This window comes from Streptomyces sp. NPDC079020, assembly GCF_044542225.1.
Classification (GTDB): domain Bacteria; phylum Actinomycetota; class Actinomycetes; order Streptomycetales; family Streptomycetaceae; genus Streptomyces.
Genome location: NZ_JBITUB010000015.1, coordinates 100,507 through 115,780 on the forward strand (window position 1 = coordinate 100,507; position 15,274 = coordinate 115,780).

General features: G+C 73.8%; 11 protein-coding genes. 8 read left to right on the forward strand and 3 right to left on the reverse strand.

The features are described from left to right. Positions 1-16: 16 nt before the first annotated feature. The 6 genes from ACIGJO_RS27780 (at position 17) to ACIGJO_RS27805 (ending at position 8,990) form a co-directional block, all read left to right on the forward strand. On the forward strand, positions 17-844 hold the full coding sequence (locus ACIGJO_RS27780) for a hypothetical protein (RefSeq protein ID WP_399962626.1): 828 nt from the start codon (positions 17-19) through the stop codon (positions 842-844). Positions 845-854: 10 nt separating this feature from the next. Then, on the forward strand, positions 855-3,263 hold the full coding sequence (locus tag ACIGJO_RS27785; protein ID WP_399962628.1) for an ABC transporter substrate-binding protein: 2,409 nt from the start codon (positions 855-857) through the stop codon (positions 3,261-3,263). A gap of 1 nt (position 3,264) precedes the next feature. Beyond that, entirely contained in the window at positions 3,265-5,484 is a 2,220-nt protein-coding gene (locus tag ACIGJO_RS27790; protein WP_399962630.1) for a bifunctional serine/threonine-protein kinase/ABC transporter substrate-binding protein, read from the forward strand. Positions 5,485-5,709: 225 nt separating this feature from the next. Continuing rightward, on the forward strand, positions 5,710-6,738 hold the full coding sequence (gene tdh / locus ACIGJO_RS27795; RefSeq protein WP_266924992.1) for an L-threonine 3-dehydrogenase: 1,029 nt from the start codon (positions 5,710-5,712) through the stop codon (positions 6,736-6,738). Between the two features lie 17 nt (positions 6,739-6,755). Next, a complete protein-coding gene (locus ACIGJO_RS27800; protein ID WP_399962633.1) occupies positions 6,756-7,949 on the forward strand; it encodes a glycine C-acetyltransferase in 1,194 nt (397 codons plus the stop codon). A gap of 132 nt (positions 7,950-8,081) precedes the next feature. After that, positions 8,082-8,990, forward strand: a complete 909-nt coding sequence (locus ACIGJO_RS27805) for a LysR family transcriptional regulator (protein ID WP_399962635.1) — start codon at positions 8,082-8,084, stop codon at positions 8,988-8,990. Between the two features lie 184 nt (positions 8,991-9,174). Here ACIGJO_RS27805 and ACIGJO_RS27810 read toward each other — a convergent pair whose 3' ends face one another. Further along, a complete protein-coding gene (locus ACIGJO_RS27810) occupies positions 9,175-11,976 on the reverse strand; it encodes an ABC transporter permease (protein WP_399962637.1) in 2,802 nt (933 codons plus the stop codon). Between the two features lie 8 nt (positions 11,977-11,984). Next, positions 11,985-12,683: an ABC transporter ATP-binding protein gene (locus ACIGJO_RS27815; RefSeq protein ID WP_399962811.1), complete on the reverse strand. Its 699-nt coding sequence runs from the start codon at positions 12,681-12,683 to the stop codon at positions 11,985-11,987. Between the two features lie 188 nt (positions 12,684-12,871). On the opposite strand from ACIGJO_RS27815, the gene ACIGJO_RS27820 reads away from it, so the two are divergent. Together ACIGJO_RS27820 and ACIGJO_RS27825 are read left to right on the forward strand one after the other, a co-directional pair. Beyond that, positions 12,872-14,101: a sensor histidine kinase gene (locus tag ACIGJO_RS27820; RefSeq protein WP_399962639.1), complete on the forward strand. Its 1,230-nt coding sequence runs from the start codon at positions 12,872-12,874 to the stop codon at positions 14,099-14,101. Beyond that, positions 14,089-14,748: a LuxR C-terminal-related transcriptional regulator gene (locus tag ACIGJO_RS27825; RefSeq protein WP_399962641.1), complete on the forward strand. Its 660-nt coding sequence runs from the start codon at positions 14,089-14,091 to the stop codon at positions 14,746-14,748. The genes ACIGJO_RS27820 and ACIGJO_RS27825 overlap by 13 nt, the downstream gene beginning before the upstream one ends. 120 nt (positions 14,749-14,868) lie before the next feature. Here the strand turns inward: ACIGJO_RS27825 and ACIGJO_RS27830 are convergent, their stop codons facing one another. Continuing rightward, positions 14,869-15,258 (reverse strand): VOC family protein, encoded by a 390-nt coding sequence (locus ACIGJO_RS27830; protein ID WP_399962643.1) that lies wholly within the window; start codon positions 15,256-15,258, stop codon positions 14,869-14,871. Positions 15,259-15,274 lie beyond the last annotated feature (16 nt).

Consider the following 15,274-nt stretch of genomic DNA (forward strand, 5'->3'; position numbering starts at 1 on the left):
GGCATTTCGCGGGTCGTTGAACAGATTCCGGTACGGGGCCCCACTGCTCCTTCTGCCACTCCTGCTGACAGGGTGTTCCGACGGCGGCGCGGCGGGGGACGCGCAGGGGAAGGGGTCACCGGTCAGCGGTGCCCCCGGCACAAAAGCCCCGGCCTCACCCGGCACACCCGCATCCGCCTCCTCATCCGCATCCACGCCCCCGCTTCTCGACGCCGATCCGGCTCGCCTGCCGAAGACCCGGAGCACCGCGCTCGCCTTCATCGGCAAGGTCATCGCCGATCCTGACAGCTTCGGCCCCGGGGTGGTGAAGCGGAGTCCGTACGAGAGCGGCCCGGACGCCTGGCCCGTCCTGGGTGCCGACTGCGTCTGGGAACAGCGCAAGCCCGCCGGCAGTGTTCTGGCCACCCTCACCCGCTCCTTCGAGGTGCCCGCCGCCAAGGGCAAGGGGCCGGTACGGCTGGCGGCCGTCGTCACCGTGCACCGGACCCGCGAGGACGCGCGGTGGGAGATGGCCGAGTCGCTGGAGGAGACGATGCGCTGTCCCACGCAGCAGTTGCGGGAAGGAGAGCTCATCGGCTCGATGATCTCCGGCGCGCTGCTCCAGGGTGAGAGCACGCAGGAGAACTCCGAGGACGCGCTGACCGAGTTCGGACAGTTCCAGAGCGCGGAGCTCGGTGGCCCGCACCACTACGCCTGGCAGCAGGCGCAGACCCTCCAGTTCACCGTGGCGGTGACCGGCAAGGGCGCGAAGGGGCGCACCGAGAAGGAGATCGACAGCCTGGCCACCGAGGCCCTGGCCACCATGCTGGTCCGGCTCGAATCCGCCGTCGAGAAGCAGAGCTGAGGCATATCTGATGGACGAACTGAGGCCGTCGGACCCGTCATGGATCGGCGGGCACCGGCTCCTGGGCCGCCTCGGGGCAGGCGGCATGGGCGTCGTCTACCTGGGGCGCACCGACGCGGGGGCGCTCGCCGCCATCAAGGTGATCCTGCCCGAGTACGCGCAGGACGACGACTTCCGGACCCGGTTCCGCCGCGAGGTCGAGGCCGCCCGCAGCGTGCACAGCCCCTGGGCCGTCCCGGTCACCGGAGCGGAGACCGACGGCGAACGCCCGTGGCTGGCAACGGCGTTCGTGCCCGGCCCCGCGCTCTCCGACGCGGTGGCGCGGCGTGGCCCGCTGCCCGCCCGCAGCGTCATGGTGCTCGGCCGGCTGTTGTCCCGCGCCCTGACCGCCGTACACACGGCGGGACTCGTCCACCGTGACGTCAAGCCGGGCAACGTCCTGCTCACCACGGACGGCCCCCGCCTCATCGACTTCGGGATCGCCCGCGCCACCGACGCCACCGCGCTGACCAGCACCGATCTCATCGTCGGCAGCCCCGGCTTCCTCTCGCCCGAGCAGGCTTCCGGCGGCGGCACGGCAGCCGGGCCCGCGAGCGACATCTTCTCGCTGGGCTGCCTCCTCGCCTACGCCGCCACCGGACGGCCCCCGTTCGGCAGCGGGGCCGTCCAGGCGCTGCTCTACCGCACCGTGCACGACGAACCGGACCTCGACGGGGTCGATGACGCCGGACTGCGCGCGCTGCTGGCCGCCTGCCTGGCCAAGGACCCGGGGGAGCGGCCGACGGCCGCCGAGATCGACGGGCGCATCACCGAGGACGTACCGGGCAGGCCGGTGGAGTGGCTGCCCGAGGACGTCGTACGGCTGATCGCCGACCGGTCCGCCGCGATGCTGGCGCTGCCGGACATCGACGTCACCGTGGCCGAGGAGTCCGCCACGCCCCCGGAGCCGGCGCTGTCCGACGCTCCTACGGAGCCCGGTGAGTCCGGCGCCCCGGCGGCCCATTCCGGCAGACGGCGTTTCCTTCTCCTTGCCGCCGGTGGGGCGGTGGCCGTCGCCGGAGGCGCCTTCGCCGCCGTGCGGCTGGCGGGCGAGGACGCCGACAGCGGCGGAAAGGGGGGCGCCTCCGGCGGGCGGCGCTGGATCATCGGCGTGCACGCCGATCTGAGCGGGCCTCGCAAGGCGTTGGGGAAGGCGCAGGAGAGGGGCGTCCGGCTCGCGGTCGAACGGTTCAACTCCCGTAAGGACAAGCCCTTCACGCTCACGGTGAAAGCCCTCGACGACCGGGGGCGGCCCGACCGCTCCGTACAGGTGGCCGAGCGGTTCGCCCGTGACCGCGATGTCCTCGCCGTCATCGGCCCGACGGACGACGCCACGACCGGCGCGTCGCTGCCCGCGTACGACGAGGCGATGCTCGCGGTGCTCACGCTGTCGTCACTGGCGATGGCCTACGCGCCCCTGTCCAAGAAGTCCTTCTTCCAGGCCTCCCCCTCGTGGGGCGCCCTCTCCATGCCGATCGTCAACCGCCTGCTCCTGCGCCCCGACGTCGAACGCCTCGGCGTGCTCATGGACCGGGCCGGTGGGCAGTCCGCCTACCAGGTGGGTTACGCGACCAACATGATGACGCCCTCGCTGACCACCGGGACCACCTATCCGCGCGTGGTGCCGGCCGGAGTCGCGGACCTGGGACCGGTGATCACCGACATGCTCACCCACAAGAGCGATGCCTTCTTCTACGCGGGGGACGCGGCCGGAGCCGCGCGTGCGGCCCTCGCCCTCGCCGGCACCCCGTTCAAGGGGCCGCGCATCGGCCAGCACACCGTCATGGGAAAGGAATTCCTCGCGAAGGCCGGGGACGCCGCCACGGGCTGGGAGTTCATCACCCCGTACACGGACGCGACCGCGCCCGCCGCCAAGGAGTTCGCCGCCGCGCACCGCGAACGGTTCGGCACCGCGCCCGCCGCCTGGGCCGCCGAGGCGTACGACGTGGCCGGGCTCGTCGCCGAGGCACTGGTCGCCCTCGTGAAGGGGCAACGGGACGACGTCACGGGGAAGCCGGGGAAGCCCGGGGAATCGGGGAAGCCGGGGGAATCGGAGGGATCGGCGAGGCAGGGAGACAGCGAGGGGAAGAACGGGGCGGCGCCACCGGAGAGCAGCGCGTCACCGGAGAACAGCACGTCACCAGGAGCCGCACCCTCCCAGGACACCGGGAGCGTCTGGCCCACCGCGCGCTCCGGACGCGTCGTGCGGCCCGGCCGGGCCGCGATCGTCGCCGAGATCGCCGCCTCGACGTACGAGGGGATCTCCCGCACCTACGCCTTCGACGAGAAGCAGTCGCTGGTGGGCCGGGACGCCCACCTCTACCGTGTCGAGAACGGCCGCTACCGCTATCTCGGCCCGGCCCCGAAACCCGCCTCCTGACATGCGGCCGCTCACCTCCGAGGACCCTCGCACCATCGGTGACTACCGCACCCTGGTCCGGCTCGGCGCGGGCGGGATGGGCGTGGTGTACCTGGCGCGGTCCCCGGGCGGGGCACTGGCCGCCGTGAAGGTGATCCGTGCCGAGCACGCCGCCGACCCCGGCTTCCGGGCCCGCTTCCGCCGCGAGGCCGAGGCCGCCGCGCGGATCACCGGTCCGTGGGTGGTCCCGGTCGTCGGCGCCGACACGGAAGCCCGGGAACCGTGGCTGGCCACCGGATTCGTGCCCGGCCCCTCGCTCGCCGAGGTGATCGCGGTACAGGGGACCCTGCCCGCCGTCACCGTGCGGGCGCTCGGTGCCCGGCTCGCGGCGGCCCTCGTAGCGGTGCACGGGGCGGGGCTGATCCACCGGGACGTCAAACCCGGCAACGTTCTCCTCGCCCTGGACGGGCCCCGGCTCATCGACTTCGGCATCGCGCGGCAGGAAGGCGCCACCGCGCTCACCGCCACCGACGCGGTCATCGGTACGCCCGGCTACCTCGCGCCCGAGCAGGCGTCCGCCGGGCCCGTCGGACCCGCGTGTGACGTCTTCTCGCTGGGCTGCGTGCTCGTGTACGCGGCGACCGGGCGGCGCCCGTTCGGGGACGGCGCCGGGCCGGGCGTGCTGTTCCGTACGGTGCACGAGGAGCCGGACCTGGAGGGGCTGCCGCCCGGACTGCGGGCCCTGACCGCCGCGTGTCTGGCCAAGGACCCGGCGGCGCGGCCGACCGCCGAGCAGGTGTACCGGGCGCTGGCCGACGAGGCGCACACCGACCCGGCGGCCGACCCGGACCGGTGGATGCCCGCCGGACTCCCCGCGCTGATCGCCGAACGGTCGGCCGCGGCCCTCGCGCTGCCCGACCCCGAAACGCCGTTCGGTCCGGGGACCCCGGCCGGTCCCGGGACACGACAGCACGGGCCGGAATCGGCCGCGGGCCCCGGGACGGACCCCGGATCCCGGCAGGCCGGGCGCCCCGGCCCCTCCCGGCGGCGCCTGCTGACCGCCTCGGCGGCCGGGGGCGTACTCCTCGCGGGCGGCGGCACCGCGGCGTGGCTCGCCGGGCGGCGCGGCAGCGGGAACGGGAGCGGGAACGGCTCCTCGGCGGGCGGCGGGAGCCGCCCCACGTACACGCTCGGGCTGCACGCCGACCTCACCGGACCCGGCCGCGCCACCGGGCTCGCCCACCGGCGGGGCGTCCAGCTCGCCGTCACCGACCACAACTTCCGTACCGACGCGCCCTTCCGCCTCGCCCTGCGCACCGAGGACGACGCCGGGGACGCGGCCGGCGCGCGGCGGGCCGCCGGCCGGCTGACCGCCGACCCCCGTGTCCTGGCCGTCATCGGGCCCACCGGCGACGTGATCGCCGAGGACATCGTCGTCCGGTACGGGAAGGCCGGGATGGCCGTGGTCATCGTCGCGGCGGGTTCCACCGCGGCCGATTTCGTCGATCACCAGGTCCTGTGCGTCACCCGGGCCCTGGACGACAACCTCAGTGTGGGACTCATCAGTTACCTGGTCCACACGCGGCCCTCGGAGCGGATCCATCTCATCGCGGACGACGCCGATCCGCAGCGCAGCTGGGCCATCCTCAACGACTTCACCGAAGCACGGTTCGACGGAGCCACCATCACCTCCCACACCGTCGCCGCCGGGAAGGGCTTCGGCCCGGTGGCGCGGGCGGTCGTCGGCGCGCGGGCGGACGCCGTGGTGTACGCGGGCGGTTCGCCCTCCCGGGGTGCGCGCTGCGCCACCGCCCTCGCCGCCGCCGGGTTCACCGGCGCCCGCGTCAGCGCCGGCCCCGTTCTCTCACCCGGCTTCCTGAAGGAGGCGGGGAAGGCCGCCGAAGGATGGGTCTTCGCCGAGGCGTACGCCGATCCGCTGTCCCTGACCTCCGCGAAGAAGTTCACCGCCGCGCACCGCGCGCGTTTCGGGGCGCCGCCCGCCACCTGGTCCGCCGAGGCGTACGACGCGGTCGGGCTGATCGCCGCGGCGGCCGAGACCACCAGCGCCGCCGGAGCGGACCGCGGCGGGATCGCCCAGCGGCTGTTCCGCACCCGCTACCGGGGCATCGTGCGGGACCTCTCCTTCTACGACACCCGGCTGGTGCGGTTCGACAACGGGGTCTTCCTCTACCGCACCGAGGACGGGAAGCCCGGGTTCCTGGGCCCCTACGGCGAGGTGTGAAGCGGAGCTGCGGCCGCGCTTAAGAAATCCTCGATGGACCTGGGACCGCCTGGTGCGGCAGATTTCTCCGTGACGGCAGCAGGCCGGCGCACGCCCTTCACCTGGGGTTTTCCACCACCGTGCCGCTCCGCCGTCCCCTTCGACGTCCCCGGGCCGCAGGCTTCCTGAAGGCTGCCCCGGCCCGGGGCATCCACCACCCGCGTACATGTGCAGGGAGCCGCAGCCGTGAAGGCACTCGTGAAGCAGAAGGCCGAGCCGGGCCTGTGGCTGATGGACGTCCCCGAGCCGGAGATCGGCCCCACCGACGTACTCATCAAGGTCCTGCGTACCGGAATCTGCGGCACCGACCTGCACATCCGGGCCTACGACGGCTGGGCACAGCAGGCGGTGCGCACCCCGCTCATCCTCGGCCACGAGTTCGTCGGTGAGGTCGCGGAGCTCGGCGCCGATGTCGTCGACATCAAGGTCGGCGACCTGGTCAGCGGCGAGGGCCACCTGGTCTGCGGGAAGTGCCGCAACTGCCTCGCCGGACGCCGTCACCTCTGCCGCTCCACCCTGGGCCTCGGCGTCGGCCGCGACGGGGCCTTCGCCGAGTACGTCGCCCTGCCCGCCTCCAACGTCTGGGTGCACCGGGTCCCCGTCGACCTGGACGTCGCCGCGATCTTCGACCCCTTCGGTAACGCCGTGCACACCGCGCTGTCCTTCCCGCTGGTCGGCGAGGACGTCCTGATCACCGGCGCGGGCCCGATCGGGATCATGGCGGCGGCCGTCGCCCGGCACGCGGGCGCCCGCAACGTCGTCATCACCGATGTCAGCGAGGCCCGCCTGGAGCTGGCCCGCAAGGTCGGCGTCAGCCTGGCCCTCAACGTCGGCGAGGAGACCATCGCCGACGGGCAGCGGCACCTGGGACTGCGGGAGGGCTTCGACATCGGTCTGGAGATGTCCGGCCGGCCCGAGGCGATGCGCGACATGATCGCGAACATGACGCACGGCGGCCGGATCGCGATGCTCGGCCTGCCGTCCGAGGAGTTCGCCGTCGACTGGGCCCGCGTCGTCACCTCGATGATCACGATCAAGGGCATCTACGGCCGCGAGATGTACGAGACCTGGTACGCCATGTCCGTACTGCTGGAGGGCGGCCTCGACCTCGCGCCCGTCATCACCGGACGGTACGGCCACCGCGACTTCGAAGCGGCCTTCGACGACGCGGCGAGCGGCCGCGGCGGCAAGGTCATCCTCGACTGGACCTCCTGAACCCTAAGGACTGACGCATGTTCGACTCCGTACGCGACGACCTGCGCACCACGCTCGAAGAGATCGAGGCCGCCGGGCTGCACAAGCCCGAGCGCGTGATCGGCACCCCGCAGTCCGCCACCGTGTCCGTCACCTCCGGCGGCCGCCCCGGCGAGGTGCTCAACTTCTGCGCCAACAACTACCTGGGCCTCGCCGACCACCCCGAGGTCGTCGCCGCCGCCCACGAGGCGCTGGACCGCTGGGGCTACGGGCTCGCCTCCGTCCGCTTCATCTGCGGCACCCAGGAGGTCCACAAGGAGCTCGAAGCGCGGCTGTCGTCGTTCCTCGGACAGGAGGACACGATCCTCTACTCCTCATGCTTCGACGCCAACGGCGGCGTGTTCGAGACCCTGCTCGGCCCCGAGGACGCGGTCATCTCCGACGCCCTCAACCACGCCTCGATCATCGACGGCATCCGCCTCTCCAAGGCCAAGCGCTTCCGCTACGCCAACCGCGACATGGCCGACCTGGAGCAGCAGCTCAAGGAGGCCTCCGGGTCCCGGCGCCGGCTCGTCGTCACCGACGGCGTGTTCTCCATGGACGGCTACGTCGCCCCGCTGCGCGAGATCTGCGACCTGGCCGACCGCTACGACGCGATGGTCATGGTCGACGACTCGCACGCCGTCGGCTTCGTCGGCGCCGGCGGACGCGGCACCCCCGAGCTGCACGGCGTCATGGACCGGGTCGACATCATCACCGGCACCCTCGGCAAGGCACTCGGCGGTGCCTCCGGCGGCTATGTCGCGGCCCGCGCCGAGATCGTCGCACTGCTGCGCCAGCGCTCGCGCCCGTACCTCTTCTCCAACTCCCTCGCCCCGGTCATCGCCGCCGCCTCCCTCAAGGTCATCGACCTGCTGGAGTCCGCCGGAGACCTGCGTGAGCGGCTGAACGCCAACACCGCGCTCTTCCGTACCCGGATGACCGAGGAGGGCTTCGACATCCTGCCCGGTGACCACGCCATCGCCCCCGTCATGATCGGGGACGCGGCGAAGGCAGGCAGGATGGCGGAACTGCTCCTGGAGCGCGGTGTGTACGTGATCGGGTTCTCGTACCCCGTGGTGCCGCAGGGCGCGGCCCGCATCCGCGTCCAGCTCTCCGCCGCCCACTCCACGGACGATGTGAACCGTGCCGTGGACGCGTTCGTCGACGCGCGGGCCGAGCTCGGCTCGTAGGGACGGCCCGGCCCACCGGTACCGCTCGGCTCGCAGGTACCGACCGGCCCACCGGGGCCCACCCGGCCGGGGGTTCCCCCGACGCACTTCCGCGGCGTCGGGGGAACCCCCGCGAGCTGGGACAATAGGCACATGATCGATGCACGGCGGCTGCGAATCCTGCGTGCGGTGGCGGACCACCGGACGGTGACCGCGGCCGCCGCCGCGTTGTACCTGACGCCCTCCGCCGTCTCCCAGCAGCTTGCCGCGCTGGAACAGGAGACGGGCCACCGCCTCGTCGAGCGCGGAGCGCGCGGCGCACGGCTGACGGCGGCGGGGGAGATCCTGCTGACCCACACCAATGTGGTGCTGGCCCAGCTGGAGCGGGCCGAGGCGGAGCTCGCCGAGTACAGCGCGGGCATCGCCGGTACGGTCACGGTCGCCGCGTTCGCCACCGGCATCGGCCTGGTCCTGGCCCCCGCGCTCCGCGAACTGTCCCGCACCGCCCCCGGCATCCGGATCCGCGTCCAGGACGCCGAGGGCGACGCGAGCGTGCCGATGGTGCTGGACCGGCAGGTCGATGTGGCGGTCGCCGTCGAGTACCGGGGCGCGCCCGCCGAGGACGACCGGCGGCTGACACGGGTACCGCTCTACTCGGAGCCGTTCGACGCGGTGCTCCCGGTCGGGCACCGGCTGGCCGATGAGGAACAGGTGGCGGTCGCCGACCTCGCGAAGGACCCGTGGATCGGCCCGTACCCCGGCAACCCCTGCCACGATGTGGTGGTCCTGGCCTGCGAACTCGCCGGGTTCGAGCCGATGCTCGAACACTCCTCGGACGACTTCCGCGCCGTGATCGCGCTGGCCGGGGCGGGTGCCGGGGTGGCGCTCGTACCGAGGTCGGCGCTGCGCGGGACGGAGCTGAGCGGGGTGGTCGTCCGCCCGGTGGAGGGCAGCGCCCCGACACGTCGCGTCTTCGCCGCGGTGCGGCAGGGGGCCGAGGGGCATCCGCTGATCCGGCCGGTGCTGGACGCGCTGGGGGCGGTGGCGGTGCGGGACGCGTAACCGCGCCCCGAATCCCGCCACCGCCCCTTGCTTCGCGCGCCCCGCACACGGCGGGCCTCCTGCGCCCGTAGTCCCGCGCGCGCAGTCCTGCGCCCGTAGTTCTGCGCCCCCGCGCCCGCAGCCCTGCGCCCCCGCGCCCGCGTGCTTCGTGCGCCGCGCGCCCGCGCGCTTGGTGCGCTCCGGCTCAGCCCTTGCGCCGCTTGAGGACGAAGCGGCCGCCGGAGGCTCCCGGCAGCACCGTCGCCGCCAGCGCGGACACGGTCACCGCCGCCGCCAGCACCCCGTACTGCGCCGGTGGCATGTAGGGCGCCATGCCCGTCGCCGACACCGCGAACGCGGTGAGCGGGACCGCCGCGACCACCGTGCCGATCACCAGCCCCGCGACCGTCACCAGACCGGTCTCCAGCACCAGCATCCGCCGCAGCTGCCCGCGCCCCGTGCCGACCATCCGGAGCAGCCGGAACTCACCGCGCCGGCCGGTCGTGATCAGCGCGAGCGTGCTGATCACGGACAGCAGCGCGAAGCCGCCGATCACTCCCACCCCGATGATGATCATCGCGTTGTCCTCGTCCGACACGGACGGAGCGATCCGTATGTCGTCGGCCGTCGCGGGCCGGACCTGTACCCCGCCGTAGGGGGCCAGTGCCCTTTGCACGTCAGCCGCCGAAGCGGCCCCGGACCGGGATTCCCTCCCGGCACCCTGTGCGGTCCCGATCAGGACGCTCTGATCACGGGCCGTCGTGACATGCGGTGCCAGGGCCTCGCGCGGGAGCAGGAACTCCCCGATACCCAGGGCCCGTTCGTACAACGCGACCACCTTCAGCTTCACCTGCGTACCGTCACCCAGCCGCAGCTCCACCGTGTCACCGGTGCCGACGCCCAGGTCGTCCGCACGGTCCGTGCCGACCGCGACCGTTCCCCGGCCCGTGAGCCGGTCCAGGGAGCCCGCCGTCACCTGCGGGTCGAGCGTGCCGGACAGCTGGGAGGCCGTCACCCCCAGCACCGGGAAGCGGTCCAGCTTCGGCTCGCCGACCTCGCGGTGGGTCAGGACGACGCCGGAGCGCAGGACGCCCGTCGCCGCCGTGACGCCAGGTACCCCGCGCACCGCCTCCGCGGCCCCGGCCGGCAGCCCGGTGCCCGGGGCCGTCGCCACCAGGTCCGCCCGCAGCGCGGCCGACGCCTGCCGGTCCGAGGCCCGCTCCATCGTCGAACCGGCCGCCAGCTGCACGCAGACGAACGCGACCACCAGCACGATCGGCGTGAGCGCGGCACCGAGCCGCCGGGTGTGCGCGGAGGCGGTCCGCGCGGCCAGGAATCCGGAGACCCGGCCCAGCCGGCGTACCGGAGCGCCGAGCACCCGCATCGCGATCCGCGCGATCCACGGCCCCAGCAGCGCCACCGCGATCACCAGCGAGGTCGCCGCGCCCGACGCCGCGGCGGCAGCCGCCGGGCCGCCCTGCGACGTGGCGACACCGGCCGAACCGAGGCCCGCGAAGACGAGGACCAGCCCGGCCACGGTACGGAAGCGGCCCGGCTCGCTCGGCTCGGGAGCGTTCGCCGCCCCCAGGGCCGCGGCGGGCCGCAGCTGGGTGATGCCCCGCGCCGACAGCATCGCCACCGGACGTACGAGCAGGGTGATGAGCAGCGCGGCAGCCCCGCCCGCCGCGAACGGCAGCCACAGGGGAACGGGCAGCGGCAGCTCGTCCGTCGTCAGCAGCGAACGCATCGCCAGCCCCAGCGGTACGGCCCCGATGCCGCCCAGCACCGCCGCCGCGGCGGACACCCGGCCCGCCTCACGGCCGATCGCGGACCGGAGCTGGCGGGGGGTCGCCCCGACCGCCCGCAGCAGGGCCAGTTCCCCGGACCGCTGGTGGACGGCCTGGGACAGCGTGGAGCCGATGACCAGGAGCGCCACCATCAGCACGCTGCCGCCGATCGATCCCAGCAGGGCCAGCTGGTCGCCCCGCCCGCCGAGCGCGTCCGGCCGCTCGGCCTCGCCCCGCTCCGCACCGGTCAGCACCCGCACCCCGCGGTCCGACCCGGCCGTGGCGCGCTCGGGCAGCACCTCGGCCACCGAGTCCCGCAGCGCGTCGGCGGAGACGCCCTCCCGTGCCACGATCCCGATCGCGTCCACGGTGTCCGGATGCCCGGCCAGGCCGGTCAGCCGCTGCTCGGTGAAGAACACGGCCGGGGCGCCGTCGCCCCGGTGCCCGGTGTCCGCGATGCCGGTGAGGGTGTAGGACCTGGTGGTGCCGTCGACCTGGACCGCGACCCGGTCGCCCGGCCCGCTCCCGGCGGGCGCCAGTGCCGTGTCCAGGACGACCTCGCCGCCGGACTCCGGGGCCCGCCCCTCGGTCAGCTCGTACCGGGTCAGCACGGCGGACGGCCAGGAGCGGCCGACCGCGGGTGCCGCACCGCCGCCCACGGTCACCGGCACGGAGTCGTCCGCGACGGCCCGCGCGACACCTTCGGCACCGGCGGCCCTCGCCAGCACGGAACGGTCCAGCCGGACCCGTTCCGGCAGGTAGGCCGACACGGTCCGCGGCTCGCTGCCCCAGGGCTTCGCGGTGTACGACACCTTCTGGTCGGCCGCCACCACCGCGTCGGCGCCCGCGTACCGTTCGACCGGCGGCTGGGCCACCAGCAGCGAACCGAGCACGAACGCGAACGCGCCGATCAGCGCCGCCGCGGCGGCCGTCGCCGCGATCACCGCGGCCCAGGCCCGTCGATGGGCGGGCAGCGAGCGCCGGGCGAGGAACGCGGACGCCCGCCGCGAACCGTGCCGTACGGACGCGGGCTCGCGTGTGTCCTTCTTCGCGCCGCGCCGCCCGGCGGCGGGCCCCTGCGGGTCCGGGCCGTCGGCGTGCCCGGCCCCGGACCCGTGCGGGTCCTCCGCCGCCGCGCCGGGGTGCCCGGCCGAGGACGGGTGCGGGCCCGTCCGGCCCGTGCCGTCGTGGACGGCCCTCTTCCTTCTCGTGTCGCGCACGGCCCTCTTCACCGCAGCCGCCCGCCGTCCATCGTCAGGACGTTGTCCGCCCAGCTCGCCGCGACCGGGTCATGGGTGACCATGACGACCGTACGGCCGTCGATCCGCACCGCGTCCCGCAGGAGCCCCAGCACCAGCGTGGCCGACTCCGGGTCCAGCGACGCCGTGGGCTCGTCCGCGAAGATCACATCCGGCTCGGTCACCAACGCGCGGGCCACCGCCACCCGTTGCTGCTGCCCGCCGGAGAGCGTCGAGGGACCGTCGCCGCCGCGCCCCGCCAGTCCGACCCGGGCCAGCAGGTTCCGGCCACGGGCCAGGACCTCCGCACCTGCCGGGTCGGCGCCCGCCAGTACCAGCGGCAGCACCACGTTCTCCTCGATGGAGAGCGACGGCACCAGGTTGAGCGCGTGCGCCTGGAACACGAAGCCGATCCGGTCCCGGCGCAGCCGGGTCAGCGCGGCCTCGGAGAGCGAGCCGAGATCGGTGCCGCCGATCCGTACCGTTCCCGAGGTCGGCCGGTCCAGGCCCGCCGCGCACTGGAGGAACGTGCTCTTGCCCGATCCGGAGGGACCCACCACAGCGGTGAAGCTCCCGGCCGGGACCGCGCAGCTGACCATGTCCAGAGCTGTCGCCTCATTGCCGCCGCCACGTCGCCCGTAGCGCCGGCTCACCGACTCCAGACTGAGCGCGGCCGCCTGTGCCGTCATGACCGTGTTCACCGTTGCCCTCACCGAACCTTTCCTTACCTCGTACCGTTGACCTGCGAAAATGCTACGAGGAGGAAGATTCTCGGGCGAGGGTGCGCGCTCCCGGCCGGGGGTACAGCCTGCTACACCCCGGGCCGGGGGGAGCGCACCAGTCCGGTGGTGGACGGACCCCCGTAATGTGACATGTCATGAGCCCCGATCCCGGCCCGTTGACGGCCGCCATCCGTCGCGCGTGGGAAGCGTCGCAGTACCTCTTCCTCGGCATCTCCGTAGCCCTGCTCACCTATCTGAGCGGGTTCCTGGTGGTGGCCGTCATGATGTTCGCGGTCGTCATCATCGGGCTGCCCGCGCTGCCGGAGGCCGCCAAACTGCTGCGCGCGTTCGCGGAGTTCGAGCGCCGCAGGGCATCCGCCCGGCTCGGGGTCCCGTTCCGGCCGACGCGGTATCTGCCACTGGACAGCGGGGAACTGTCCGAGCGGGTCAGACGCGTCCTCACCGACTCCACGACCTGGCGCGACGTGCTGTGGCTGCCGTTGCAGACCCTCTTCGGCATGGGGCTGGGCTACCTCACCATGGTGCTGTGGCCGATCGGCCTCCTCGTGGACGGGGCCGCGCTGCCGCTCGTACGTCTCCTGGACCGGCGTACCGCCGACGAGTACGGCACGCCGCTGCCCGAAAGGCGCGGCTGGGTGCTCCGCTGGATCCCCGTGTTCGCCGATCTGTCGGCGAACTGGACCCTGTCCCTGCTCTCCTCCCGGCCGTCCGCCGCGCTCGCCGAGCGGATCGAGCAGCTCACCGAGAGCCGGGCCGGGGCGGTCGCGGCGCACGGTGCCGAACTGCGCCGTATCGAACGGGATCTGCACGACGGCGCACAGGCCAGGATCGTCGCCCTGTCGATGCGGATCGGCCTCGCCAAGCAGCTCATCGACCGCGATCCCGAGGCCGCGCGGGCCCGCCTGGGCGAGGCGCAGGACGGCGCGGACGAGGCGCTCGCCGAGCTCCGGCACGTGGTGCGCGGCATCCACCCGCCCATCCTGACGGACCGCGGACTGGCCGGTGCGGTACGGGCGCTGGCCGCCGATGTGGCGGTACCCGTGACGGCCGACCTGGACAGCGTCGAGGACGGCCGGCGGCTGCCCGCCGCGATCGAGGCGGCCGCGTACTTCGTGGTCGCCGAGGCGTTCACCAACATCAGCAAGCACAGCGGTGCCACCTCGGCGCGGGTCCGGATCGACCGGGGTCCCGACACCCTGCGGGTGGTGATCGGCGACGATGGGCACGGCGGCGCGGACGAACGCGCCGGCAGCGGGCTGGTGGGGATCCGGCGGCGGGTCGCCGCGCTGGACGGCACCACCCGGATCAGCAGCCCCACCGGGGGGCCGACGGACATCGAAGTGGAGCTGCCGTGCGGATCGTGATCGCCGAGGACAACGCCCTGTTGAGAGAGGGCCTGATCCTGCTCCTCACCAGTTCGGGCCATGATGTGGTGGCCGATGCCGCCGCCGGCCCGGAAGTGCTGCCCGCACTGCTCGAACACCGGCCGGACGTGGCGGTGCTCGACGTACGGCTGCCGCCCACCTTCCGCGACGAGGGCCTGCGCGCCGCCCTCGCCGCCCGCGCCGAACTGCCGGAGCTGCCGATCCTGGTCCTCTCGCAGTACGTCGAGGAGACCTACGCCGCCGAGCTGCTCGCCCAGGGAGCCCAGGGCATCGGCTATCTGCTCAAGGACCGGGTGGGACGCGTCGACCAGTTCCTCGAAGCCCTGGAACGGGTGGCCGCCGGTGGCACGGCCCTCGACCCGGAAGTGGTCTCCCAGCTGCTCACCCGGAAGTCCGCGGCGGGCCCTCTCCAGAGCCTCACGGCGCGCGAGCGCGAAGTTCTGGAGCACATGGCCCAGGGCCAGGCCAACGCCACCATCGCCGCCGAACTGGTCGTCTCCGAGCGTGCGGTGAGCAAGCACATCGGCTCGATCTTCGCCAAGCTCGGCCTGGAACCCGATGACGGCTCGGTGCACCGCCGGGTGCTGGCGGTGCTGGCGTACCTGGAGAGCAAGGGGGCGAACTGACGGGGCGGGGTGACGGCGGGGGCGAGTGACGGAGGGGCGGGGTGACGGCACGGGCGGAGTGACGGCGGCGGCGCACCGGGCGGCGGGGGCGCGCCCCTCGCCCCCTCGCAGCGCAGCGGCTCACGCGGGCTGCAACAGGTCCCACCGGTTCCCGTACAGGTCCTCGAAGACCGCCACCGAGCCGTACACCTCGTGCCGGGGCTCCTCCAGGAACCGCACCCCGGCCGCCCGCATCCGCTCGTGGTCGCCCGCGAAGTCCTCGGTGTGCAGGAAGAAACCGACCCGGCCACTCGTCTGCGCCCCCACGCTCGTGGCCTGGGCCTCGTCCGCGGCGCGGGCCAGGAGCAGGCCCGTACCCGGGGCGGTGCCGCGCGGGCGCACCACGACCCAGCGCGAGCCGTCGCCCCGGTCGGTGTCCTCGGCCAGTTCGAAGCCGAGGGCGTCGCGGTAGAAGGCGATGGCCTTGTCGTAGTCGTGGACGACCAGCGTGACCAGGGCGATGAGGGACATGTTCGGGTCCTTCCGG

Excerpts from the sequence above, each read along its gene's own strand:
- ACIGJO_RS27785 (WP_399962628.1), top strand. The coding sequence starts at position 855 with ATGGACGAACTGAGGCCGTCGGACCCGTCATGGATCGGCGGGCACCGG.
- ACIGJO_RS27790 (WP_399962630.1), top strand. The coding sequence starts at position 3,265 with ATGCGGCCGCTCACCTCCGAGGACCCTCGCACCATCGGTGACTACCGC.
- ACIGJO_RS27800 (WP_399962633.1), top strand. The coding sequence starts at position 6,756 with ATGTTCGACTCCGTACGCGACGACCTGCGCACCACGCTCGAAGAGATC.
- ACIGJO_RS27805 (WP_399962635.1), top strand. The coding sequence starts at position 8,082 with ATGATCGATGCACGGCGGCTGCGAATCCTGCGTGCGGTGGCGGACCAC.
- ACIGJO_RS27815 (WP_399962811.1), bottom strand. The coding sequence starts at position 12,683 with ATGACGGCACAGGCGGCCGCGCTCAGTCTGGAGTCGGTGAGCCGGCGC.
- ACIGJO_RS27820 (WP_399962639.1), top strand. The coding sequence starts at position 12,872 with ATGAGCCCCGATCCCGGCCCGTTGACGGCCGCCATCCGTCGCGCGTGG.
- ACIGJO_RS27830 (WP_399962643.1), bottom strand. The coding sequence starts at position 15,258 with ATGTCCCTCATCGCCCTGGTCACGCTGGTCGTCCACGACTACGACAAG.